Origin of the sequence: Methylomicrobium lacus LW14 (assembly GCF_000527095.1) — a bacterium.
Taxonomy (GTDB): Bacteria; Pseudomonadota; Gammaproteobacteria; order Methylococcales; family Methylomonadaceae; genus Methylomicrobium; species Methylomicrobium lacus.
Genome location: NZ_AZUN01000001.1, coordinates 3,738,481 through 3,758,197 on the forward strand (window position 1 = coordinate 3,738,481; position 19,717 = coordinate 3,758,197).

The 19,717-nt window shown below is 50.8% G+C and carries 23 protein-coding genes; 14 read left to right on the plus strand and 9 right to left on the minus strand.

Annotated elements, in window-relative coordinates:
* Position 1: 1 nt before the first annotated feature.
* From METLA_RS0117405 to METLA_RS0117435, 7 genes are read right to left on the minus strand one after another with little or no spacing between them, the layout of a single operon-like run.
* The gene (locus tag METLA_RS0117405; protein WP_024299757.1) at positions 2-1,204 is read right to left on the minus strand and encodes a type II secretion system F family protein; all 1,203 of its coding nucleotides are present in this window, start codon (positions 1,202-1,204) and stop codon (positions 2-4) included.
* A gap of 37 nt (positions 1,205-1,241) precedes the next feature.
* Complete coding sequence (locus tag METLA_RS0117410; RefSeq protein WP_024299758.1) at positions 1,242-2,732, minus strand: GspE/PulE family protein; 1,491 nt, start codon at positions 2,730-2,732, stop codon at positions 1,242-1,244.
* Positions 2,723-3,112 (minus strand): hypothetical protein, encoded by a 390-nt coding sequence (locus METLA_RS0117415; protein ID WP_152539488.1) that lies wholly within the window; start codon positions 3,110-3,112, stop codon positions 2,723-2,725. The genes METLA_RS0117410 and METLA_RS0117415 overlap by 10 nt, the downstream gene beginning before the upstream one ends.
* 13 nt (positions 3,113-3,125) lie before the next feature.
* Positions 3,126-4,634 (minus strand): type II secretion system protein GspD, encoded by a 1,509-nt coding sequence (locus METLA_RS0117420; protein ID WP_024299760.1) that lies wholly within the window; start codon positions 4,632-4,634, stop codon positions 3,126-3,128.
* Positions 4,627-5,010 (minus strand): hypothetical protein, encoded by a 384-nt coding sequence (locus METLA_RS22755; protein ID WP_152539489.1) that lies wholly within the window; start codon positions 5,008-5,010, stop codon positions 4,627-4,629. The genes METLA_RS0117420 and METLA_RS22755 overlap by 8 nt, the downstream gene beginning before the upstream one ends.
* Positions 5,000-5,365: a hypothetical protein gene (locus METLA_RS0117430; protein ID WP_024299762.1), complete on the minus strand. Its 366-nt coding sequence runs from the start codon at positions 5,363-5,365 to the stop codon at positions 5,000-5,002. Before METLA_RS0117430 ends, METLA_RS22755 begins: the two co-directional genes overlap by 11 nt.
* Positions 5,347-5,607 (minus strand): hypothetical protein, encoded by a 261-nt coding sequence (locus tag METLA_RS0117435; RefSeq protein ID WP_024299763.1) that lies wholly within the window; start codon positions 5,605-5,607, stop codon positions 5,347-5,349. The genes METLA_RS0117430 and METLA_RS0117435 overlap by 19 nt, the downstream gene beginning before the upstream one ends.
* Before the next feature lie 509 nt (positions 5,608-6,116).
* Between METLA_RS0117435 and METLA_RS21555 the strand changes: the two genes are divergently transcribed.
* From METLA_RS21555 to METLA_RS0117500, 14 genes are all read left to right on the plus strand, one after another.
* Positions 6,117-6,785: a type II secretion system protein gene (locus tag METLA_RS21555; RefSeq protein ID WP_024299765.1), complete on the plus strand. Its 669-nt coding sequence runs from the start codon at positions 6,117-6,119 to the stop codon at positions 6,783-6,785.
* Between the two features lie 68 nt (positions 6,786-6,853).
* Positions 6,854-7,921, plus strand: coding sequence for a hypothetical protein (locus tag METLA_RS22760; RefSeq protein ID WP_152539490.1), 1,068 nt, complete (start codon positions 6,854-6,856; stop codon positions 7,919-7,921).
* 409 nt (positions 7,922-8,330) lie between these two features.
* Complete coding sequence (locus tag METLA_RS21075) at positions 8,331-8,651, plus strand: hypothetical protein (RefSeq protein WP_024299766.1); 321 nt, start codon at positions 8,331-8,333, stop codon at positions 8,649-8,651.
* Between the two features lie 57 nt (positions 8,652-8,708).
* The gene (locus METLA_RS23355) at positions 8,709-8,867 is read left to right on the plus strand and encodes a hypothetical protein (protein ID WP_206740953.1); all 159 of its coding nucleotides are present in this window, start codon (positions 8,709-8,711) and stop codon (positions 8,865-8,867) included.
* A gap of 22 nt (positions 8,868-8,889) precedes the next feature.
* On the plus strand, positions 8,890-9,138 hold the full coding sequence (locus tag METLA_RS0117455; RefSeq protein ID WP_024299767.1) for an excisionase: 249 nt from the start codon (positions 8,890-8,892) through the stop codon (positions 9,136-9,138).
* Positions 9,139-9,148: 10 nt separating this feature from the next.
* Positions 9,149-10,354 (plus strand): tyrosine-type recombinase/integrase, encoded by a 1,206-nt coding sequence (locus tag METLA_RS0117460; RefSeq protein WP_024299768.1) that lies wholly within the window; start codon positions 9,149-9,151, stop codon positions 10,352-10,354.
* Positions 10,355-10,616: 262 nt separating this feature from the next.
* Positions 10,617-11,213, plus strand: coding sequence for a TetR/AcrR family transcriptional regulator (locus tag METLA_RS0117465; protein WP_024299769.1), 597 nt, complete (start codon positions 10,617-10,619; stop codon positions 11,211-11,213).
* 50 nt (positions 11,214-11,263) lie between these two features.
* Positions 11,264-11,545: a DUF4242 domain-containing protein gene (locus METLA_RS0117470; protein WP_024299770.1), complete on the plus strand. Its 282-nt coding sequence runs from the start codon at positions 11,264-11,266 to the stop codon at positions 11,543-11,545.
* Positions 11,546-11,566: 21 nt separating this feature from the next.
* Positions 11,567-12,943, plus strand: coding sequence for a methanethiol oxidase (gene mtoX, locus METLA_RS0117475; RefSeq protein WP_024299771.1), 1,377 nt, complete (start codon positions 11,567-11,569; stop codon positions 12,941-12,943).
* 159 nt (positions 12,944-13,102) lie between these two features.
* Positions 13,103-13,378 (plus strand): cupin domain-containing protein, encoded by a 276-nt coding sequence (locus tag METLA_RS0117480; RefSeq protein WP_024299772.1) that lies wholly within the window; start codon positions 13,103-13,105, stop codon positions 13,376-13,378.
* 482 nt (positions 13,379-13,860) lie between these two features.
* Positions 13,861-16,248, plus strand: coding sequence for a S8 family peptidase (locus METLA_RS0117485; protein WP_024299773.1), 2,388 nt, complete (start codon positions 13,861-13,863; stop codon positions 16,246-16,248).
* A 57-nt stretch (positions 16,249-16,305) separates the two neighbouring features.
* Entirely contained in the window at positions 16,306-17,526 is a 1,221-nt protein-coding gene (locus tag METLA_RS0117490) for a molybdopterin-dependent oxidoreductase (protein WP_024299774.1), read from the plus strand.
* A gap of 12 nt (positions 17,527-17,538) precedes the next feature.
* A complete protein-coding gene (locus METLA_RS0117495) occupies positions 17,539-17,820 on the plus strand; it encodes a c-type cytochrome (RefSeq protein WP_024299775.1) in 282 nt (93 codons plus the stop codon).
* 237 nt (positions 17,821-18,057) lie between these two features.
* Positions 18,058-18,375 (plus strand): hypothetical protein, encoded by a 318-nt coding sequence (locus METLA_RS0117500; RefSeq protein WP_024299776.1) that lies wholly within the window; start codon positions 18,058-18,060, stop codon positions 18,373-18,375.
* Positions 18,376-18,650: 275 nt separating this feature from the next.
* Here the strand turns inward: METLA_RS0117500 and METLA_RS0117505 are convergent, their stop codons facing one another.
* Together METLA_RS0117505 and METLA_RS0117510 are read right to left on the minus strand one after the other, a co-directional pair.
* Positions 18,651-19,103, minus strand: coding sequence for a hypothetical protein (locus tag METLA_RS0117505; RefSeq protein ID WP_024299777.1), 453 nt, complete (start codon positions 19,101-19,103; stop codon positions 18,651-18,653).
* A 305-nt stretch (positions 19,104-19,408) separates the two neighbouring features.
* On the minus strand, positions 19,409-19,717 hold the full coding sequence (locus tag METLA_RS0117510; protein ID WP_024299778.1) for a HigA family addiction module antitoxin: 309 nt from the start codon (positions 19,715-19,717) through the stop codon (positions 19,409-19,411).

The following is a 19,717-nucleotide window of genomic DNA, read 5'->3' on the forward strand; positions in this document are numbered from 1 at the left end:
ATTATTGGATGGTTGAAACGGCGTCGTAAATCGGCAACACCACGCCGCATACCATTGCCGCAAACATACCACCCAGGATCAATATCAAAACCTGGGGAAGAGCGCCGAGCAGACTGTCAATCCGCTTTTGCAATCGTTTTGAAAGAAGGGATTCGGCACGTAAGAGGGCCGCGCCCAACATCCCCGATTTTTCGCCTATCCTGACAATCTTCAACGTTTGTTGGGGAAATAGCCCGAATTCGCACAACATCTCTCCAAAACTTTTACCCAAATGAAGACCGCGACTGACCCGATCGAGGCCTTTTTTTAGAATAGGGTCGGCAGCCGTCGATGCGCTAAGATCGACCGCCTTGTCGAGCGAAATGCCCGCACGATACAATCCGCCGATCATGGCCAGCAGCTGAACGCGCTCGCTCATCCGATAAGCGGCAAAAATCCACCCAACGTATCGGCTTATCACCATTTTGGCCGCCTCGACTCGCAAGATAAGCAGCAAAAGAATGGTGATTCCCAACCCAATACCCAAAATCAATTGCCAATGCAACGTGCAGAGCCGGGAGACCTCGCCTAAAAATGTAATGTGCTCCGGAGGCTTTACGCCGGCATCAGCCAGAAAGGCGATGAAACGCGGTACCAAATAAATGATCCAGACTCCGAGGGCTGTCAAAGCGGCAAGTGAAGTCAAGAGCGGGCCAATCAACGCGTGAAGAATCTTTGATTTAACCTCCACGCGGCGACGTAAAATTTTAGCCGCGCAGAGCAGGGCGGTTCCCATGTCGCCCGATGTCTCGCCAGCTTGAATTAAACCGGCCGAAACCGGGTCCATCGCCCGCGCTTCACGGGCAACACAAACGGACAGCGGTTCCCCTCGCGTTACCCCGTCGAACAATTTTTCAGCTAATCTCGAAGAGGCGGTTTTCTGCTTGACTTCGCTCTCAATCATTTCTTCGAGCGCTTCTCCAATCGGAATGCCAGACTCGAGCATTTCGCCAACCGACTCCAAAAATTCAGCTCGTTCATTGTCGTTCATCGAAATGGCATGTTTGAAAATCCGCCATTTTTTCGCTGGGCGAGCATCCATTAACAAAAGTCCGCGTTCGATCAGCATGCGCTCCAGTTCTTCAATATCGGACGCCTCCGCTTCGCCTTCCGTCAAGCGCTTGAAATCGGCACTGTTGACGGCAACATACGTAAAACGGCTCATAAGATGAAATTTTTCACTGAAAAACTGAAAAAATTATTCATAGGTCTATCCCGAGAACACGTATCAATTCCTGTTTTGAGGTTACCTGCTGCTGTACCAGCTCGCGAGCGCGATTTTCCAGGGAAACAAGGGGCGCTTGATAACCACTGCACGTCTCGATGATCTCCATTGCGGCGATGCGGCCGCTGTAGCCTGAACCCCGACACAGCCGGCATTCGGTTTCTTGGCTTCGTTCGTGGACGCAATGACAAACGCGCCTGAACAATCGAGTTGAAATAATGCCCTTGATGACCCTGTCGAAAGTTTGCGCGGAGGCGCCCAATTCGAGGAATCGATTCTGGACGCCGGCGGCTGAATGACAATGGATGGTGGTCAGAACCCGATGACCCGTCAACGCGGCCGAAACCGCAAGCACCGCGGTTTCCTCATCACGGATCTCGCCGATGATGATCAGATCCGGATCGTGCCGCAAAATGCTTTTTAAACCTGAAGCCCACGAAAGTTTGTCAGAAACCGCGCACTGGCGAACCCCGGGAAGCCGGTACTCAGGCGGATCCTCCAGCGAAACGGCAGACATTCTGTCGCCTTTCAAAAGGTGCTTGGCCAACGCCGCCAGGAGGGTTGTCTTGCCGCTGCCAGTCGGTCCCGACACCACAATAAGCCCGCCGCCAGCACTTTTGCGGCAGATGTTATACAGAGCTTCCCTATCATCGCTGACCAGATCCATTTCCTCCAACGCCAACGCGTCCCCATGCAATAACGCGCGAATGACAATGGATTCTCCTACCTGGGTAGGGAGAAACGAGAGCCGGAACGATATCTTTTTATCGCCGAATAACCGTTCAAACTGACCGTCCTGGGGCAAGCGCGTGTTCGCAATATCGCAGCCGCTTAACACCTTCAAATAATTTGCTACCCCGGCATTCAAGTCGACATGCAGCGATTTGACGTGCTGCATTACCCCATCAATTCGGTAATATAAACGCGTGATGCCGCAGCCGGGCACAAAATGAATATCCGACGCGCCCATGCGAACGCCATGCGTCAAAACGGCCTCGACGATTTCAACCACTTGGTTTTCGAGGCCGGTATGAAAAAGCGAGCGGATCCACAGCGAGTCGCCGCCGTATATCTTCACTAACCCTTCGTCGATCAATTTTGAAGTGGCCAGCCGCAAGTCGATCTGGGTGAGTTTTGTCTCTTTTCGAATGATGTCCGCGACATGAATTTTGGTCGGATCGTCTATGACGAAGACCTGTTTGTTCTTGATTAACAGTGGCAAAATGCGATGCTGCGTTGCAACGTTGGCAGAGAGGAGCGGCTCCTCGGCAAGTCCGTCAAGGAGATGAATCGTCTGTAATTGATATTGCTCGGCAAGTCCGCGCACAAGCTGGTCTTCGCTCAATAAACCCATTGCCAGGCAAGTTTCCCCAAAGCGCTTGCCTGTCCTAGGCTGTTCGAACAGCGCAATCTCGCGTTCCTCATTATCGAGAACGCCTTTGTTTATCAAAATCTGGCCTAATCGCATACGTACTCTTTGTTTTCAAACAACTTGCGTAAAGCGGGTTTGGCCATTTCTAAAACCTGATCCAAATGACCCAGTTCGCGTCTGCCTCCCATGCTTTTTTCCAAAGCCGTCGCGACCCTCTGCCGGCTCGGCAAATAATTCGTACTACATGGCGTAACGACAACCCGCTCGATCGACACGCCAAATTGTTCAAATTGCTTTGCCAACCCCAATAATCTTTTGTAAGGCGTGGCCGTTCCGACCAAGCGTGAAGTGGCGTTGGTTAAACCGATGAAAATCAGGTATCCGCCATTAAACGCATCGCGATTGGGCGCGATATCCAGAATTTTGTCATCGAGGACGCCGTCGTAAATGATGAAGTCCATTGGGTTTCTCTGCATGATATTTTCCTCCTCAAGTCGATACCCCATTATCAACATGGCAGGAAATCAAAAAAACCAGCTCCGAGCGGTTGGATTGTTCTTTGTTGTAGCCGACGACCCAGTTCAGCCAAGAAAGCCAACGTGGTAGCTGCTCGGAAAAGGGCGCGCCGACATAGTTTTTGGTCTTGGCTTCCAAGATGAGTCCCCCTAAAACCAGTTCTTTATCGGGTTCGACCAGCATCGTGCTTTCCATTTCACGCTGCTCGATTTGCGGAACCTGAGATTCGACGTGTTGTTCGGCAAGCAACGGATTCGGATCTTTCACATAGCTGACTAAACGCGTCACCCGCGGCCGGATGTGGAGATTGACGCTGCCATCGCTCGAAATCGCCGGCATCAACGTCATCGTAACGCCTACGTCAATCGTGTGCGGTGTCGTCGTCACGACGGGAGGCGTGATGACGCCGGTGCTCGAGGTTTGGGCCTGGCTAACCATCGTCGTAAAATAAACCAGCGAATCGGTCGCACGGATGCTGGCCGCTTGCCCGTTCTGGACCAGCAGCTTGGGCTGGCTTAGCATCCGAGCCTTGCCTTGCTCCCCCAGTGCGCGCAAATGCGCCTCGAAGTTCTTGGCCACATACCCGATCATCAGATGCGGGCTTGATGCCATGGCGGCGCCAACAAAATTTCCCTCGGAAACCAGCCCCTTGTTTTTCAGCGATTTCCAATCGATTCCCAATTCGTTCGAGGAGTCGAGCTTAACCTCGATCATCTTTACGTCGACATAAACCTGCCTTTTCGCGGCAATTTGTAACCGATTGATGTAATCGGTCACCTGCCGGTGTTGTTTGGTGGTAGCCACGACCGTCAACAACCCCAGGTCGGGCGCCAAGGACACTTCGGTTTTCCCGACGTCCGGTTTGGACAAGGCGCCTTTCGGATTCTGGGTGTCTTGTTCGGAAGTTGTCCTTGCCTCGGTCGCGAGGATCTTTTTTACGCCGTCCGACACGGACAACCAGAAATTTTTCTCCGATTGGGTTTTGACTGAAACATTTCCCCCGCTCAACCCGTTTGTATCGCCGAACTGGCTGTCGCTGATCACATGGGTCGTGGCATTCACCAGCGGAAGGCTATAGACCCTCGCAAATGCGCGATCGGACCTCACCGAAATTCGGCCTGCATCGAAGGTCCACACCATCGCTACCTGATCGCTCATCCGGTTTAAGATCTCGTCGATCGGGCGTTGATTCGCCATCATGGTAATCGGGCCTTGAATATCGCTTTCCACGTCAAAGTCCAGATTGAGGTCCTTCGCCAAGGCTTTTAGCACCTCAACTGCCGGTGCATCAACAACGCTCAGGGAAGCCAAGGGTAAGTGAGGTTTCGGCGATTCGGCAACTGCTTTCGGTAACGTCGGCAATGGCTCAACGGAATGAACGAGTGCCAGACTGTCGCTAAAATTCACATCCGGTTTTTTATTCACCGAAGTGCAACCGACGTGCATCAGCAATATAGGGATCGCCAGAAAAAATCTATTCATTTACGGGAACCTCGGTTTTTTGTTTCAACTCCTTTTGCGCCTTTTTGACCAGTTTGTTGATGATTAGCCGCCGCTTTTCTTTTTCTCGTTCATTCTGTGCTTTAATGGTATCGGCCAATAAATACTTATCGGGTGCGTCCCTGCCGCCGAGCACGCGATAGACGGTTTCAGGATGAGGGTTTTCATTAATCAATAGTCTTTCGCAAGTAATAGTTGCCCTATCTTTTCCTTCTCCGAAACGATGGGTGTTCATGACTCCGTTAGCTTCTGAAACACAACTAGCCAATTTGAACCGGTAAGCAAGCTCGCTCTTCATTGCAGCGCAACCGGTCAATTCAATCATCAAAGTAATGATGACTAACGTATTAATTTTCATTATTTTCCACCCTTTTCTTGGTACGAAGCAGTTCATTGGTTTCTTTTTCAAAGTTGTCGCCCAGGTTTCGCAAGCCGCCAACAAGATAGCCAATCATCCATTCTTCGTTGTACCTCATATCACCCATCGGCTCAGCCCATAGGCCAGCAACGCCCAGGCTCGCTACCAGCTCCAATCGCCCTAAAATGACCTCCGGCATGGATAGGGAGAAACCATTGAATTTGTCGGCTGCTTCCTGAAACTCTGGATCAGGTCCGTGCGCATCCACCAATTCAAATTGAATGAATTGAGTGGAGGCATATGCCAGCCACCCAATTAATGCTAATTTTGCTTTTGTTAAATTGTGAAAGAACATAAAGTCATCTCCCTTTTTTTATAATCAGCGATGATTTCGTCCGCCTTTTGTTTGGCTGCCGACTCGGACAACCCCAACCAGGCAAACCAGATGTCTCTGATTCGCCGACCGTCTTGGCTTTCATCGAAGAAAAATCGACGGGCGGAATCCCTTATCGCTCTATCAGAATGTATCAGTTCGCGGAATGCACTATTCACTACCGCAGCTGCCAGCGCTTTATATTCATTGAGTTCTTCATTCATTTTTTAACTCCAATTATTCGTCTTTTCATACCCATATCCGCTTATCAGGAAATGCGGAGCGCAATGAGAGAAACATTACCCCGACCATTTCCGCGAATTCTTGATACCCATCCCAAACTATCCAGCCTCCGAATCGTCGCGCACACGTTTGCGTACAAAATTCCGGTAAGACAACAGATGTCATCGATCGGGACTGGAACCCGCTGATTGTTTAACCCCGCCAGAGACAGTACGGCTAATAAAACGCGAATTTCTCGCCCGGTAAGCCTATCGTCCATCATTATTCTCTGAAGAAGGAGGATCATCCTCCTCATGGCTTGCGTTTCCCCAAGGTTGTCTTCAATCAAATACATCAAGCCCCCTTTGTTTAACTTTCAAGCCAATATCGGAAGTCAGGGAAATGACAAAAGGTAATCAAAAATCGACATTTTTAGCGTTTCCAGCGTTGGGGATAATTAAGTCGTCGCAGATAAGGCGACGTTTTTTACTTAACAAGCACAGGAAACAAAATGAAAAAAAATGGTTTGAATACCCCATCCATTTCCGGGCAGGCCGGCTTCACAATGATCGAAATCTCAATCGGTCTGGTTGTGACCGGGCTTTTGATCGCCGGCGTGCTGAGAGGGGGCGAATTCATCAATTCCGCCAAACAAAAGGCGCTCATCAATCAGATTCAATCCCTGAAAAGTGCGGTGACGCTCAGCTCGGAAAATCCCCGGGTAACCGGTTTGTTGGGGGATGGCGCGTTCATCCCTTCGGGGGAATTCGTCTCGGTCGACGGGAACAAGGACGGGATCATCGATCAGGCAGAGTCTCTGCAGGCGACGAAGTGGCTCAGAAACCTGAGGCTCATTGACGGAAATGAAAACTCGACGCATGTTCAAAATCCCTTTGGCGGGCAAACATTCTTGAGAAGTTTTTACACGGATAATTCGGGGGCCGTGGAAGTTTGTGCAACCAATATTCCGACCAGTGTATTGATTGAGTTGGACAAAAAGTTGGACGGAATCAGCGGACAGATGTTGTGGTTCGGCAACTTCCGTGGGGCACCGACGCCGGCGAATGCAACCCAAGATGACGTTGATGCAATTGCCGCTCAAATTCTTGCAGGCACTTACTCTGCACCGGACCCCAGCACTAACGAAAACACGCCCGGATTTTTCTGCATGTCCATCTAACCCACTAGGCGAGCCCCATTTGGGGCTCGTTCCGGTCTTTCATTCTCACACCAAGAAACGGGCCCGCAATGCGATTAACAACGTTAATCATCACCCTCGCATTATTTTCTCCTTTTTGTCTTGCAGAATCCGGCGTGGACATAGGTGCGGATGCATCGAAAGATCAAAAAACCAGCGTTAACAGCAAAATAAGCCGCGAAAAATCGATGTCGATTTCGCAAGATCAGAAAAGTAGTAGAAGGACTGGAACGGAAAAATCACGTGAAAATCGTAGGGAAACTAGCCGCTCCCGAACTCACCGAAGTGGCGTTGATAAATCGACAAAAACGGATATTACCTATTCACTATCCGGGACAAGTTTGCTCATTTCCGCGTTGTCAGCCCTGGAGAAAACCGATCCAGATTTCGCTGGCTGCAAGATTTTGTCGAACTCATCTCACTCTAAATTTCCTTTTGTGATATGGCATGACGGGACAATAGGCTGGTCCGATAGAATGCGGCTTTCCGAGAGAGAAGAATTACAGTTAACGATACCAACATGGGTTGTGACTGATATTCACCCAGATTTCGAGGAACTGAGACGATATTTTGGCTGCTGGATTTGGTATGCAGAATTACTTGCGGGATCAATTGATGAATTAGCCAAGTTTGGTGTATTTCATAGCGAAGCGGAGGTAAGAAGGACGGCAACAGCAATTATTAAGCGAAACGCCCAGAGAAGAGACATTCTCAACCAGGCATTTCGCCAGATAAACGAAATCGAGGCCTGTAATATTCCAACAATTCAGGGAGCGAGAGACCCAGCCAAAATTCTCATTCAATGCGGTTCTGTCGAGATTCGACCTCGTGAAGGCATTGCCACAATAAATGGTTCTCCGTTATTCAGCGCAGACAGTATACAAAGCCGTCGGTTTGACGTTGTCATTGCAGCATCAGATTCAAGCCATAATGGCACTGAAGCAACACAGGAGGCCAGAGACTCCTCTAGTTCATCCAGTCGTAATTTCAGTTCAGCAGAACATTCACAAGAAAGCGGGCGTAGTTTGAGCTTCCGCAAATCGGAAGGCTCGGACCAGTCGATTTCCTCTGACGATGATATTAGGTCGAACGAGTCGTTCAAGGCGACACCAGAATAATGAGCATCACTAAAACCATATCAATATTTATTTTATTTACAGTTTCTTTGTCCGGCTGCACGGTACTTTGGCCGGAGTTTGACAGATTCACACACTCGCAGGTAGCGAGGAAATTTGGTTGCAAAGCCGCCAACATTTATGCAATGGGTTCGATTCGTTCACAGATATATGAAGGTGAGTGTAGAAATGTGATAGCAACAAGCGTAACAAATACGAGCGACTTGGATTGATGTCTTCCCCTAACGTGGATCCCTCCCGCGAGGTGGCCATGTCCGGCTGCGAGCATGTTTATCGCGGACTCTGACCGGCAGGGTTTTGAGAATCCGGGGCTACAAAAAAAATCGAAATAGAGCAAAAAACGATGCTTTTCGATGCGATGTAAATTTGATAAAGAGATTATTGTATAGCGATGAAAGACCTATTCACCGGAGTATTGATTACAGCGCCAACTACGGCAATCATCCTATTGTTTGCGCTCAGCGGAAAAAACGAGGTGCTGACAGCGCAGGAGCGGCACTACATTGACCAGCACTTGGCGGCAGACTTGTTCGATCAAGAATTCGAAGCCGCGTGGGGTTCATTAAAATTGGCTTCGAATGCGGAAAATCGAGCGGAGCGTATAAAAAAACTGGAAGAGCGCAAAAAACACTTCGATGAAATGTTCGATCAACAGTTCGCAACAAGCCAAACTGATGTTCTCGAATTGCGAGCTGCTATCCAAAATCATTAACAAAAAATTTCCTCTGAGCATGATATTCAACCATATAAACGCTAAAGCGAGGCACCAATGAAAAAAATTTTGGTTTTGATTTTAATTGCTTTATTGGCTGGATGCTCATTAATCGGCAACGCTGTCGACTTTGTCGGAGAAGAGATTGGGTATCAGCTTGACCGAAGCATGCAATCACCCAGGCCAATAATTAATGATACTTCAACAAAATATTAATGAGGTTTCGAGGATATTTGTAATGAGTGCATTGATACCACTAGAAAAGTGGAATATTACGAAATTTGAGGGGCGATACACTCCCAATACATTGCGAGCTTGGGCCAGAAATGGCTGCATAACGCCACCGGCTCAAAAAGTGGGTCGAGATTGGCTCGTGCAGAGCGATGCAACTTTTCAAAAACCGCAAAGGACTATTCGGATTCCGCAAGCCGTTGACTTCAATGTGGAGCCAGTTGATACGGTTGTAATGGCCATCTTGGGCAAATAGTGTTTGAAGTATGTCACGTCGCCGATCTCTACCCCATAGTGATCTGAGTAAGATCCCCAATCTTTATCGCAAACTCGATAAACGGACTGGTCGCCTCTCATTTCAATACAAGGACCCTCGAAACGGCACGTTCTGGGGGCTTGGCACAGATGAAGACATCGCCAAAAATCGCGCTAAACAGTTGAATGCTGCGATTTATGCCCAACTGGCACAATCAGCAACAGACAATATCATGGCCAATCAATCATCCAATAAAGCAGGCGGCATACCTTTTAATAAGTGGATTGAAGAGTATCTAAAAGTCACTAAGGACCGTTTGCAAACTGGCGAGATTAAGCAAAACACCTATCGAACAAGGATTCACCTAGCAAAATGCCTTGGCACCATTTTTTGTGATACTGGCATCAAAGACATCACGGTAAAAGATATCGTAAAAAATCTGGAGTCTTATCGGGCCTCCGGAAAAGAACGCATGGCGCAAGCATTGCGCTCGACCTTGGTAGATGTTTTTATGGAGGCGATACAAGCAGGCGAAGCCGAAGCCAATCCCGCAGCCATGACCAAGAATAAGCCAGTACGAGTGAAACGGGCAAGACTTACGCTCGACGTTTGGCAAAGCATCTTTGATGCTGCTGAATATCTCCAGCCATGGGTGCAAAATGCAATGCTTTTGGCGCTGATTACAGGACAGCGCGTAGAAGATATTGCTATCGCACGTTTCAAGCGCGACCCGGAGTGGGACGCCGCATTTGTAGCGTTCATCCAGGAAAAACCATATCCGATCAAAGCCTACTCCTTCATTGAAGGTGATTTTTTGCATGTACCGCAGCAAAAAACACGCACTTTGCTGAAAATCCCATTACAACTCCGCTTGGAATGCATTGACACTAGTCTTGGGGATGTTATAGCAAGATGCCAAAAACACTCCCTTTCGCCCTTCCTGATCCATCATACCAAACGTGGATTTAAGCAAGAAATTGGCGATCCGGTACACAAAAACACTGTCAGCAAAGGATTTCAGAAAGCACGGGAAAAATCAGGCATTATCTGGACGGGATATCCACCAACATTCCACGAGCAACGGTCACTAGCAGAACGTCTATATCGCGATCAGGGCATTGATACACAGCGATTACTTGGTCACAAATCCGCAAAAATGACGGCTGTTTACAATGATTCCAGGGGAGCTGAATGGCTTGAAATCGCTATTAAGTAGCTGATCCGTTTTGGGGGGATTTTGGGGGGATTTTGGGGGAAGCTTCAAGTCATTGACATCTAAAGGGCTTTGTTCATGTTCGCATAATGCCCATGCAGACGAACAGAACTTTGATTTTTTCCATAAAGGCTTGATGTCGTGAATTAAGTTGAGGGTATTGTAATGCGAAGCGGGGGAGTGGGGAAAGGCGCAGGGAAGGCCAAGCCTTGCGCGGCGCGTTTTTTCTTGACAACCTAAGACGACCGGTCGTATTATTTTTCACATGGGCACTAAATCGCAAAAGCAGTTCAACCGCGAGAATCTGCTAAGCCAGGGTGTGGCCTTGCTGATGCGGCAGGGGTATCACGGCACCGGGCTGAAGGAGATTCTCGATGCGGTGCAGATTCCGAAGGGGTCTTTTTACAATTATTTCGGCAGCAAGGAGCGTTTCGCGGCCGAAGTGATCCAACACTACATCGAGCCGTTCATCCGGCAGCTGGACGGCCATTTGCAAAACCAGGATGGCGATGCGCTGGCCGCGATCAAGCGTTATTTCGACGAACTGATCGCCGCGCTTGAGCAAGGTAATTTCCAAGGCGGCTGCCTGCTCGGCAATCTGATGGGCGAGGTCGGCGACACCAGCGACCTGTGCCGGGCGTCGCTGCAAGAGGCCGTGCGCCGCTACCGTGATTTGTTGATGCAAGGGCTGTTGACCGCGCAGCGGCAGGGCACGGTCAGAACCGATAAACCAGCCGAAGCGATGGCCGATCTGTTGGTCAATGCCTGGCAGGGCGCTTTATTGCGCATGAAAATTGAACAGTCATCCGAGCCGCTGAAGCAGTGCTGCAACGATTTGCTCGGCGATTATTTCAAGACCTGATCTTCCCGGCGTCAAACAGCCGGTCATCCCCAACCAAGAGGAGAATTGCAATGCCAAAATACATCATCGAACGCGACATTCCGAACGCCGGCGCCTTAACGGTCGAGCAACTGCAAGGCATCTCGCAAAAGTCGTGCAGCGTGCTGCAGGCGATGGGGCCAAAAATCCAGTGGCTGCAAAGCTATGTAACCGGCGACAAGGTCTATTGCGTGTATATCGCACCCGACGAGGCCAGCATCAAGGAACATGCCGAGAAAGGCGGCTTTCCGGCGAATCGGATTTCCGAGGTCAAGACGATCATCGATCCGACTACCGCCGAAAGCCATTCATAATAAATACAAAAGAGGCCAGTCATGAAAAAGCATAAACACCCGCTGCGCGCCCTGGTTCGGGCTTGCGCCTTTGCGGCATCCACCCTTGCCCTGGCGGGTCTTGGCAGTCAAGGCGTCATTGCCGATGAAACCTGCCAGTCGCCGTACATGGCCAAGATCGTCGGCCAGGAAGATTTCATCTATGTCTGGACATTGGGCGCGGAAGGCGTCGGCGACGAACAGGACAAATTGGTCACGGTCGATGTGAATCCGAAATCGCCGAATTACGGCAAGGTCGTCAGCACGCTGTCGGTCGGCGGCCGCAACGAGGCGCATCACTCCGGCTTTACCGATGACCGCCAGTTTTTATGGGCCGCATCGCTCGACACCAGCAAGATGTTCATCTTTGACGTGCACACGGACCCTGCCAAGCCGAAGCTGGTCAAGACGATCACCGATTTCGTCGCCAAGAGCGGCGGCGTGGTCGGCCCCCATACCACCTATGCGCTGCCGGGCCGGATGATCATTACCGGCCTGTCGAACAACAAGGACCACGGCGGCCGCACCGGCATCGTCGAGTACACCAATGACGGCGATTACGTCACCACGCACTGGACGCCGACCGACAGCGATCTTCAAGCCGCGGTCAAGACCGGCAAATACGCGGACGGCTACGGCTACGACCTGCGCGTGCTGCCGCGGCGCAACCTGATGCTGACCTCGTCGTTTACCGGCTGGTCGAATTACATGATGGATTTCGGCAAGATGCTGAACGATCCGGAAGCGATGAAACGCTTCGGCAATACGGTCGTGCAGTGGAACCTGCACAGCAAGCAGCCGAAGAAAATCTTCGACGTGCCGGGCGCGCCGCTCGAAATCCGCTGCGCCTGGGGCGAGAATCACAACTACTGCTTTACCAGCACCGCGCTGACCTCCAAAATCTGGCTGATCTTCGAGGACGACAAGGGCGAATGGCAGGCGAAGGAAGTCGCCGATGTCGGCGATCCGGCCAAGGTGCCGCTGCCGGTCGACATCTCGATTTCGAGCGACGACAAGACGCTCTGGGTCAACACCTTCATGGACGGCAAGACGCGCGCGTTCGACATCAGCGATCCGTTCAAGCCGAAACAGGTTTTCGAGCAAAAGATCGGCGCGCAGGTGAACATGGTGTCGTCGAGCTGGGACGGCAAGCGCGTGTACTTTACCTCATCGCTCTTGGCGAACTGGGACAAGAAAGGCGCGGACAACGAGCAGTTTTTGAAAGGCTATACCTGGGACGGCAAGCAGTTGACGGAGAAATTCGCGATCGATTTTACCAAGGAAAAGCTTGGGCGGGCGCATCAGATGGTGTTCAATGCTTATTCCTTGTATAGCGCGAATAAGCCGGATGTCGTTGAAAAATTGTTGGCGAAAAAGTAGTTTCGGGTTCCGATGCGCCGCGTGAGAATCTAGCCAACCCGCGCTGCGGGACGTGACGCGGCGCGTCCGAACGGCATTTCCACGGAGACCGCGGAAACGGGAAGACGGGAAAAATGCTAAAATTGGCTTCCGATAAATCTTTATTAATTTAGGACACACATGCCGCAAATCACGATTGAACATAACCCGAGCGAAGAACGCCTGCAAGAACTGGGCGTTGCGGATTGGGCGATTTGGGAAAAAGAAGTCTCCCAGTTCCCGATCGACTTCGACGAGACCGAAACCGCGTATATTCTGGAAGGCGAAATTCTGGTCACGCCGGAAGGCGGCGAGCCGGTGCGCATCCTGCCGGGCGACCTGGTGGTTTTCCCGGAAGGCCTGAACAGCCATTGGGAAGTCGTCAAGCCATTGCGCAAGCATTACAGCTACGATTAAGCGGGTTGAAAAAGGCATCTTCGGATGCCTTTTTTTTCGACTTACGGTTAACGGTTTCCCGTCTCCCCGCGGCGTGTGAGAGTCCGTGGGAACAAGAAAAAACAGTCTCTTCCAAGAAATCACCCCTTCCATTTCCGACAGAAAGTTTTCCCGGTAATTTGGCTCCATAGGCCAATGCTGCAAAGCTGACTTGTTTCATCCGAATCATCCCTCAATTTGAATGCGGCAAACCTGCCTCACGAATTTTATTCAGAGTCTCCTTAGGTATTACTACCAATGTTAGCGTTAAGCAAATAATAAGAAAATGAGCTTACCCAATGATCTGAGGCGGTTGCTTATTGGTATGCCATGGCAGTTCTCAAACAGTTAACGAATCAATAAGCGTTATTTGCCAAATAACAATGATCAAAAAATGAAAAAAAGTAGTAAATCTAGCCAGGCAAATATGGCTACAAGCTAACCCTAGCAATGCGTGTGGCATCATGAATAATATAGTAAAGAGCTTGCTGCTTATAATTTTAGCGGTCACAACCTTTCAAGCCCAGGCCGCAGGAGGCAGTCTTGGATTGACTGAGTTAGCGGGATTGCAGAACTCGCTGTCCGGCAAATTGCCCTCGAAACAAGTCTTAGCTAAGATCGGGGGAGACCTTTGGGTCTTGCACTCCGAATATCAGGCTTATCTCCAGCAGGCAAGTGTTAAGGGGGCTTCCGCCAAGGCCTTTAAATCGCGCAACCCATTGGTGCGGACCGCTGCAGGATCATTGTTTATCCACGCCGCCGCATCGGGTGATCCCGAGGCGCTCGCCTCCGATCTGCACAACCTTGGCGTACAAAAGGTCACGGTGTTCGGGCACATGTTTTCGGGTCTCCTACCGATTTCGGCTATTCCGGCTCTGAAAGAGCTTTCCTCCCTACAGTTCGCTCGCCCAGCCTATGCCCTTACGAATGCCGGCGCCGTGACCAGCCAGGGGGACGCTGCGATGCGGACTAATCTCGCCCGTTCAGCGTTCGATGTTGACGGCACCGGCGTCACCGTGGGTGTCTTGTCTGACAGCTATAACTGTCTCGGCGGCGCTTCGGCGGGTGTTGCGAGCGGAGAACTGCCTGCAAACGTCGTAGTATTGAGTGACTTGACCGACAGCAACGGGAGCAACCTGTGCGTAACCGCAGACAGGGACGGTACTGATGAAGGGCGCGCCTTGATGGAGGTGATCCATGATGTCGCGCCGGGCGCCGGCTTGTTTTTTCATACCGCCTTCGGCCCCGAAAGTCAGCCGGGTTTTGCCAAAGGCATTATTGCCTTAGCCAACGCGGGGGCGAAAGTGATCACTGACGATATCGTCTACTTAGATGAGCCGTTCTACCAGGACGGTATCGTCGCGCAGGCGGTCGATGTCGTCAAAGCAATGGGCGTGGCCTATTTCAGTGCCGCCTTTAATGCGGATCGCAATGCGTACGAGTCGGAATTCCGTCCCAGTGGAAAGTTTTTCGATGGCTCGGAGATGCACGATTTTAATCCGGGTAGCGGTGTCAATACCTGTCAGAAGATCACCATTCCGTCAGGCGCGGAGTTGATCTTGGACTTTCAATGGGACCAGCCATTCTTTTCGGTCAGCGGAGCACCAGGCTCGGCAAGCGATATGGACATCATTGTGACGTATCCAGCCTGCAAATCTCCTCTTTTTTGGAGCAATGACGACAACTTGCATGGAGATCCTATCGAAGCGTTAGGCATCATCAATAGCGGGCCAAAAGCCACTGTCGGTATATGGCTAACGCATTTGTCCGGGCCTAAACCGGGGAAAATGAAGATGGTTAATTTTGGAATAGGCTCCAAATTCGCTCAATTCAAAACCAATAGTGCTACCATCTTCGGACACAGCAACTCACGGGGAGGGCTCAGCGTCGGCGCTGTAGACTACCGGAAAACCCCAACGTTCGGAGTAAAAAAACCGCTGATCGAGCGCTATTCTTCGGCCGGAGGCACCCCCATTCTTTTTGACACGGCTGGAAGTCGTCTTGTTGAACCGGAGATTCGCGACCAACCCGCTGTCGCGGCGCCGGATGGAGTCGATACCTCTTTTTTCGGAGTTGATACGAAGGACGAAGGCAGCGCCCCTAACTTCTTCGGCACCTCTGCCTCAACTGCGCATGCCACCGGCGTTGCCGCGCTGCTGAAGGCTCTGGATCCGACCTTAACGCCCGACGAAACCTACGCATGGATGAAAGCCGGTGCGCTCGACATGAATGATCCGGGCACTCGCGGCTTTGACACCGGCTTTGATTACGTCACCGGTTTTGGGTTGATTCAAGCTGTCGCCGACCTTGCCGTGGTCAAAATCTCCGCGCCTGCAACGGTAAAGGGGACTGGCGCCGTCACCAAAACGGTCAATGTGACAATCCAGAGCCGTAGCCCTTACAATGAAATCATCACGACTCCGGATTTAGGCGATGGTATAGCCACCGGCCTGGTGCGTCTGAATGTGAATGGAGTGGATGACGACGGAGAGAATTGTGCAGCGGCTGCGATAGTCTTGGATGCGGCCCGCACGCTCAAAAAAGGCGCCATCATTCTGAAACCGAAACAGAACTTCACAGTCGTATACAACGTAACCTACCATTGCCCGGGAGTGCTAGCCATTAAAAACGACGCCACTCCTCAGGATTACAGTCATTTTGCCAGCGTTTACCATGAAGTTCTCGACGAAATCCCGGATGCCCATCCAGACGATGATAGCTGCCCAAGGAGCATAGCGCCACCCTTTGAGGTCGACTTATATCCGGATGGAAAGATTAAGGACAGGGGTTGCGGAGCCAAAAAAGCGGATAAAACCTTTGGCAATCCTGTTGTGACTGATATTAAGCTGTAAGAACCGCATAGCGGCAAGGCAACTGGCATTTCAAGCCGGGCCAATAAGGGGAATGTTATGATCACTAGACGAGACTTTCTCAAACGCATTGCGGGTGGAGTTACCGCCTGCGCCGGCGGCGCTTTAATTCCACGCATCGCTCTATCCGGCACCGCCTCGCAAGGCTTGCCCGAATTGCCGGCGGAGGTTATGGAGGCCTTGCCCGGCAAGCAGGCGCTGATCAAAAGATCCTTTCGGCCGCCAAATTTCGAAACGCCGGTTACTTACTTCAACACGCCGTTCACTCCGAATGACGCCTTCTTCGTCCGCTACCATCTGGCCAATATCCCGAATGTGAATGTGCAGGATTGGAAGCTGCGGATCGGCGGTGAATCTGTCGAAAAACCGCTCGAATTTACGATTGAGGAACTCAAAAGCCGATTTGAATCGGTCGAAATCGCCGCCGTTTGTCAATGCGCCGGAAATCGCCGCGGCATGGTTCGGCCCCATGTTCACGGCATTCAGTGGGGGTATGGCGCAATGGGCAATGCACGCTGGAAAGGCGTCAGGCTCAAGGAGGTTCTGAACCAGGCCGGGCTCAAAAAAGACACCGTGGAGGTCGTCTTCGATGCGGCGGATTCGGGAATGATCGCCCAGACGCCGGATTTCGCCAAAAGCCTGCCGATAGCGAAAGCGCTTGATGAAAACACCCTGATTGCGTTCGAGATGAACGGAGAACCCTTGCCTCATTGGAATGGTTTCCCGGTCCGCCTGGTCGTGCCGGGGTGGACGGCGACTTACTGGGTCAAGCATCTGACTTCGATCGACGCGATCGCCAAACCCTTCGAAGGCTATTGGATAAAAACCGCCTATCGCCTGCCGAAGGAAGCGTTTCCGATGCAGGAAAGATTCCTGTCGCAGGAAAATCAGATGAATACGCCGATAACCGAAATGATGGTCAATTCATTGATCACGAATATCGAGAGCGGACAACGCTTCAGACTGAGTCAATCGATTGATCTAAAAGGGATCGCCTGGGATGGCGGCTATGGGATTCAGCAGGTTGAGGTATCCATCGACGAAGGAAAGTCGTGGCGGGAGGCCGTGATCGGGGATGACTACGGCCGCTTTTCCTGGAGACAATGGCATTTCCGCTTCAAGCCGCACAAAAAAGGAAGCTATCGCCTGATGGTCAAGGCGACGAACCGTAGCGGTGTGACGCAGACCCTTCAGCTGATTCCAAATCCTGCGGGTTATCACCATAATCTGGTGCAGACAATCGATCTGCAAGTCATTTGACGGGAGGCGACCATGAAAACAGGATTTCTGTTCGTAAACCTCTTATTGATAGCATCAGCCGCGCTTGCCGATGAAAGCCGCATTCAATTGAAAGAGGGGCAGGGAAAAACGCTGGTAGTGGCCAATTGCATGATGTGCCACAGTCTCGATTATATCCAGATGAATGGGGGCTTACTGGATAAGTCAGGATGGCAAAAGGTTGTCGATAAAATGATCAAGGTCATGGGCGCCCCGATCAAACCGGAAGACGTAGATCCGATCGTGGCTTATTTGGCGAAGAATTATGGAAAATGATCGGGAATGGGGCATAGGCCGCAACAATGTGTTCATCGGACTTTTAATAGGGGCTTGAAGTTCACAAAAGACCGAAAGGATGGGCTTGGCTCGGCGGGACGTGACGCTGCGCGTCTTAACGGCATTCCCACGGAGCCCTCGGGAACGAGAAAATGTTTCGTTCAACGGGCAATATCGGAAAATTAAAGGCAAGCTGTGAGCGTGCCGCAGTCGTAGTTAGTCGTTAAGAGGAAAGTTATGGAGTCCGAAGCAGAAGTCGATAATCGCCGAGACATGCGAGTTGCCCGTGTCTTGGCATCGCTTATCAGTGTTGTACTGATTGGGCTTGGGCTCTGGTCCATCCTCAGCGGAACCTACTCGGGGCACACATCCAAGCTGGGTGGAGCCGATATATTTCTCGAAGGTCGTCCGGCAGTTTTGGGCGGATGCATGTATATCGCCCTTGGGCTGTTTCCCTTGGCCTTCTGGTTCAAGCTGCAGCGGCATGCCGCTTGGTGGGCCAGCGCTTGCATGGTTGCGCTCTTGGGCTTCCTGCTGGCCATGCTTTACTCTTAATTCAGCGAGTAGCCATTTACAAGTCAGGCCGTTTTAACGAATTCCGGTGAACCATCTATCTCGTTTGCCAAGGTTATCGCCGTAATTTGGCATCGTAAAGGGGCGCGATGCGCCCCCTACCTGGCTTGGAGCGGCGCCGAAAACCACAGGTCAACACCGCCGCGAATGGAAAATTAACAATTTACCTTACAAGAACTGCCGCTCTTGCTAAGATGTGTATAACGATTCTGAGCCGTACGCGGGCTGGAGAAAATGAAATTTTGCCGGAAGACTAATCATAGGTCGACTTCGATTGTGAGAATCAAGGGCTCGCTGTAATTGTTGAAATTCGTCAGAATAAAATCGTCAACTATGGCGCAGAAATAAATAATAACCTGGTCACCAATTTCGTCTGTAGCCGAGGCGAATATATTGTAAAGTTCGCTCTGGATTTGCTCGGATTTCTTTGATGAATCAAAGTAATATTTGAATTTAATGTCACCCTTCATAAATAAGGTGAAATTTAAGCTGCATGAACAAACCTTCTTGAATCGGTTTTTTGCAATCGCACTGAAATTTGATTCGATCTGAGAAATTATTCCGCGCTGCGAAGAGTGCAGCGAGTCCTTATTTGCAAGACTCCCTGCGGTTGCAAAAACTTTTAAAGCTATCAAACTACCTTCCGTCCATGCCCCCCGGTTCTGCCTGAATCCGCCTGAGCCTGTCGCCTTCATTTCAAATCCAATCATAGTAGCCCCCCTAATATCCAAGTGATTTTGTGAGTAAATGCTTTCTAGCCAATTCTATCGTTGAAAGAGGATACGACGCGTCAGTGCTCCGCTCATGTGGCTATACCTAATTCGTACATTATAGCAACTCGGTTAATTTGACTTTAAATGGAAGTTTATTCGGCACACCTATCAACTTTATCCACCTCATTGATCAGCAGATTAACCAATTCCGGTGGGTCATCTATCTCGTTTGCTGCGGCGGTTTCAATGTTTCGTTCAACGGACAATATCGGAAAATTAAAGGCAAGCCGTGTGCGGCTCAGCTATGCACAATGGTGTGATTGTTCCCGCCAGGGCCGGATCTTGGCGAGCGTATCGGCGAGTGCCTCTTCAGCGACTTCAGTGTCATGCTCGGCTTGGGCGCGCAGCCAATAACCGCGGGATAGACCGAAGAAACGGCAAAGCCTAAGGTCGGTATCCGCTGTTATACGGCGCTTTCCGCTTACAATCTCGCCAATTCTTTGTGCAGGAACCCCAATTTCTTTAGCCAGACGATACTGCGAAATTTCCATTGGTTTCAGAAATTCTTCAAGAAGCAACTCACCGGGTGTAATGGGATCAAGGCGTGTCAT